This is a genomic window from bacterium, from assembly GCA_018814885.1.
Classification (GTDB): Bacteria; Krumholzibacteriota; Krumholzibacteriia; order LZORAL124-64-63; family LZORAL124-64-63; genus JAHIYU01.
This window is the reverse complement of the sequence record JAHIYU010000015.1, coordinates 1-4899: the sequence shown is the minus strand read 5'-3', so window position 1 is coordinate 4899 and position 4899 is coordinate 1. Positions and strand designations below refer to the sequence as shown.

The window sequence follows — 4899 nt, the reverse complement described above, 5'->3', positions numbered from 1 at the left end:
CGGCCCAGTGCCCCAGGATCAGTTTCGTGGCCTGGAAGACCTTGTTGCAGAAGTTGCGGCCGACCTCGAGCGATTCCTCGCTGAAGAAGGTGTCCTGTCCCGTGGGCGTCAGCATGAGCATGGACATGCGCAGCGCGTCCGCGCCGTACTTGTCCATCAGGTCGACGGGATCGGGGCTGTTGCCCAGGGACTTGCTCATCTTGCGTCCCTGCTCGTCGCGCACGATGCCGTGGAAGAGCACCTCGCCGAAGGGCTCCTCGCCCAGGAAGTGGTAGGAGGCCATGATCATGCGCGCGACCCAGAAGAAGATGATGTCGGGACCGGTGACCAGCAGCGACGTGGGATGGTAGCGCTTCAGGTCGTCGCTCTCATCCGGCCACCCCAGCGGTGAGAAGGTCCAGAGCCAGCTGCTGAACCAGGTGTCGAGCACGTCGGGGTCCTGGACGAGTTCGGCGGCACCGCAGCCGGGACAGGTGTCCGGCGCGTCGGCCGCGCAGATCTCCCGGGCGCAGGCGCTGCAGTACCAGACCGGGATCCGATGCCCCCACCAGAGCTGGCGCGAGATGCACCAGTCACGGATGTTGTCCATCCAGTTGTGGTAGACGCCCACCCAGCGCTCGGGCAGCAGCTTGACCTTGCCGTCCGCGACGGCCTGCACCGCCGGCTTCGCGAGATCGCCCATGCGCAGGAACCACTGGCGCGAGAGATAGGGCTCGATGATGTTGCCGCAGCGGTCGTGATGCCCCACCTGGTGGACGTTCTTCTCCTCGCCGTCGTAGAGCCCCTGTTCGCGCAGGAAACGCAGCGTCGCCTCACGTGCTTCGAAGCGGTCCAGGCCGGCCAGATCGCCGGCAGCGTCGTTCATGACGCCGCGCTCGTCCATGCAGACCACCTGGGGCAGGCCGTGCCGGCGCCCCACCTCGAAGTAGTTGGGGTCGTGTGCCGGCGTGATCTTCACATAGCCCGTTCCCCTCTCGGGATCCGCGTGTTGATCGCCGATGACGGGGATCTCCCGGTCGGTCAGGGGCAGGCGCACGGTCTTGCCGATCAGGCCGTTGCGTTCGGGATCGTCGGGATGCACGGCCACGGCGGTGTCGCCGAACATGGTCTCCGGCCGCGTGGTGGCGACCGTGAGATGACCCGAACCGTCGGCCAGCGGATAACGGATCCGCCACATGGTCCCCTGCACCTCACGATGGTCCACCTCGTCGTCGCTGATGGCGGTCAGGCAGTGGGGGCACCAGTTGACAAGGTAGAGATCGCGGTAGATCAGCCCCTGCGCCTGCAGCGTGACGAAGGCGTGGGTCACCGCGCGGCTGCGCGCCTCGTCCATGGTGAAGGCCTCGCGGGGCCAGTCCAGGGAGCAGCCTAGGCGCTTGATCTGGCCCGTGATGGTGCCGTGGGTCTTCTCCTTCCAGGCCCAGGCCCGTTCCAGGAAACCGTCGCGGCCGAGATCCGCCTTGTGCAGGCCCTCCGCGAGGAGCTGCCTGGCGACGACCCCCTCAGTGGCGATGCTGGCGTGGTCGGTGCCGGGCACCCAGAGGGTGGGGCGGCCGTGCATGCGCATCCAGCGGACGAGCATGTCCTGGATGGCGTTGCTGAGACAGTGCCCCATGTGCAGCACGCCGGTGACGTTGGGCGGCGGCAGGATGACGACGAAGGGTTCGCCCTCGGCTGCGGCGGCGGGCGCGAAGAGACCGGCCTCCTCCCAGGCCCGGTACCATTTCTCCTCCAGCCCACGAGGGGAATACTTCACCGTCTCCCTGATATCGTCCACGATAGGCTCCCCAGCGCAGCCGCGGCAGCTACACGCTGAATTTGCAAGACTTGCGGCGGAGGATCGCCGCGTTGCGGATTGACCTTGAATTCTAGGCAGAGAATGGAGACGGGTCAACCGCGCACCCGTCCGCTGCGATGAGTCCGCCCGTCTGCGGACTTCCACCCGTCCCGGGGCTGCGCTACAATGGCCCCCTGATGCGCGACAACGAGTTCGGCCCCCAGCCCACGCCCGAAGACGCCACCGCCCGCTGGCTGCGGCGCGGTGCTCTCTACGTGCTCGCGCCCCTGCTGCTGATCCTCGAGGTGCCGGTGGCCATCCACGTGGCCCAGGCGCCGACCACCGGCATGGCCGTGCACAATCTGACGGTACGCACGGTCGACCCGGGCAGCCCGGCCGCGCGCGCGGGCCTCGAGCCAGGCGACCGCCTGCTGGCCATCGACGGCGCGCCCGTCGCCACGATGGTTGACTACTTCGTGGCGATCGCGGGACATTACGACCTGGAGACCCAGACCTATCTCCTGCAACGCGGGGACGGTTTCTTCACGGCGCCCGTCACCCCCGGCAGGCCGTCGCGCGCGCGCATCATCTGGAACTACGGCATGTCCCTGGCGGGACTCGCCTTCCTGCTGATGGGCTGGCTGATCCTCGCCCGCCGCTACGACATGGTGGCCCGCTACTTCTTCGGGGTGTGCGCCACCTTCGCCTTCTTCCTGATGGATGTGCCCGACTGGCCATCTTACACGTACATGATCCTGAAGGAGACCGCGCGGGACCTGGCCCATCTCCTCCTGCCGGCGGTCTTCCTGCGCTTCTTCCTCTACTTCCCCGACCGCCCGCATCTGACGCCGCGCAATCTCATGCGCCATCGCCTGCTGATGCTGCCGGCGGCGCCCCTGTTCCTGCTCAGCATCTACGCCCAGAGCGCGCGTCTGGACCCCACCTCTTCGCTGCTGGTGGCCCTGGTGCAGCAGCTGTCCGCGGTCTATTTCCTGGTCTACATGCTGGCCGGACTGGTCGTCTTCGCCCGCAAGGTCTTCCGCCGCGGCAGGCCGGTGGAGCATACCAAGCTTAGGTTGGTCCTGGTCGGCCTGCTGGCCGGCTTCGGTCCCTTCCTGGCAGGCATCATCCTGTTCAGCGCGTCGCCGCCGTCGGCCATCGCGCACAGCGAGTGGCTCGGCTTCTCGCTGGTGCTGGTGCCTCTGAGCTTCGGCCTGGCCATCCTGCGCTACGGAGCCCTGGATCTCGAGTACGTAGTGCGCCACAGCCTCATCTACGGAATCCTGACCATCCTGGTGGTCGCGTTCTATGCGCTCGTGGTCGGCGTGCTCGGTCACACGCTGACCGCGTACTTCCACAGTTCCGACCTGCCGATCGTGCTGCTGGCGGTGATGGGCCCGGCCCTGGCGCTCAACCCCCTGCGCCGCCTGTTGCACCGCTGGCTCGACCGCACCTTCTATCCCGCCCGCGAGGCCACGCGCGAGGCCCTGCAACGCCTCAGCCACGAGCTCTCCGATCTCAGCGAGGGCGCCACGGCGCCGGATACGATGCTGCGCCAACTGCACGCCCTCTACCGACCGACCTGCATCGCGCTCTATCTGGAGCAGGACGACCACCAGATCCTGCGCGGCCTGCACAGCGAGGACGGACGGCCCAAGCCGAGCGTCGCGAAGCTGTCACCGGACGGCACCCTCTGCCGCGTGTTGATGACGGCGCATCGCCCCATCTACGCCGAGGAGCTGGATGGACTCGACACCATGCCCGCCACCGACGACGACACGCGTTCGCTGCTGGCCGAATTGCGCGTCCAGCTGTTCGTTCCCCTGATCACCGGCAATCGCCTGCGGGGCCTGCTCGCCTTCGGCGCCAAGACGGACGGTTCGCTGTACTCGCAGGCCGACGTCTCCAACCTGCATACCTTCTCGGTACAGGCGGCGGCGCTGGTCGAGATCGGCCGCCTCTACCAGGAGCGCCTGGAGCGCAAGCGCCTGGAAACGGAGATGTCCGTCGCCCAACGCATCCAGACCAACCTGGTGCCCAGCGAACCCCTGTACCTGCCGGGCTCCGAGGTCCTCGGACGCATGGATTCGTGCCGCGAGGTGGGCGGCGACTATTTCGACTACTTCCGGATGGATCCGCGCACGGTGGGCTTCGCCATCGCCGACGTGGCGGGCAAGGGCGTGCCCGCGGCCCTGGTGATGACCACGCTGCGCGTCGCCTTCCGGACCGCCGCCGTCCGCCAGGCCGAACCGGAGGACGTGCTGGGGTCGCTCAACCAGGCCATCTGCAGTCTGGGCCCGGCGGCCCAGCTGGTGAGCTTTTTCTATGGCATCTACACGGCCGCGGACGGTCGCCTGCTCTACGCCAACGCCGGCATGAATCCGCCCCTGCTCTTCCGCACCGGCAGGGACTACGTGGAGCGCCTGAAGAAGGGCGGCACCATGCTGGGTGTCGACCGCAGCCAGCGCTTTGCCCGCGGCACCCTGGAACTGGCGCAGGGCGATCTGCTGTTGCTCTACACGGACGGCCTGGTGGAGCAACCGGACGAGACGGGAAGCGAATTCTACGGCGAAGAACGCCTCATCGAGGACGCGCGCATCCATCGCGACCTGGAGCTGACCGCCCTCATCGACAGGATTTTTGCCAATGTTGACGCCTACGGCGGTCCGGAACAATCCGATGATAGAACTTTAATTCTCATGCGTATCAACGAGATACGATAATCCCCCCCGTTCCGGCATCATTTTGGCTCAAGCCCGCACCGTAAGGGTCGATTCTGATGATGTCCCGTGAATCCGCCGTAACCATTCACAGTCATGGAGGGCAGCAATGGATCCGATCACGGTGCTCCTTGGCCTCTCCATCGTAGACCTCCTATGGTGGCTCAGGAAGTAGAATCAGCAGCCATAGGATCAGGAGTACAGACGATGGAAATGGCCATTTAGGGCCGGGCGCTGCGAAGACGCCCGGCCTATTCATTTTTCCGGCTCATCCGGCTGAAGCGTAGTTGGCCTCGTGCAGGGCATAGATCTTTAGCTTGAAGAACTCGGGGTCACGGAAGCCATAGGCTTGCCTCTGCATGAGTTTGATTTTGGTGTTTGTTCCCTCCAGGGCGGCGGTCG

Annotated in this window: 3 protein-coding genes; 1 reads left to right on the top strand and 2 read right to left on the bottom strand. The window is 66.2% G+C overall.

Features of this window, described 5'->3' with window-relative positions:
• Nucleotides 1-1777: valine--tRNA ligase (locus KJ554_00835; protein MBU0740876.1), on the bottom strand; the 1777-nt coding region annotated here is incomplete at its 3' end.
• 197 nt (nt 1778-1974) lie between these two features.
• On the opposite strand from KJ554_00835, the gene KJ554_00830 reads away from it, so the two are divergent.
• A complete protein-coding gene (locus KJ554_00830; GenBank protein ID MBU0740875.1) occupies nt 1975-4500 on the top strand; it encodes a SpoIIE family protein phosphatase in 2526 nt (841 codons plus the stop codon).
• A gap of 265 nt (nt 4501-4765) precedes the next feature.
• Here the strand turns inward: KJ554_00830 and KJ554_00825 are convergent.
• Nucleotides 4766-4899, bottom strand: a 134-nt coding sequence (locus KJ554_00825) for a transposase (GenBank protein ID MBU0740874.1), incomplete at its 5' end; no start/stop codon positions are given.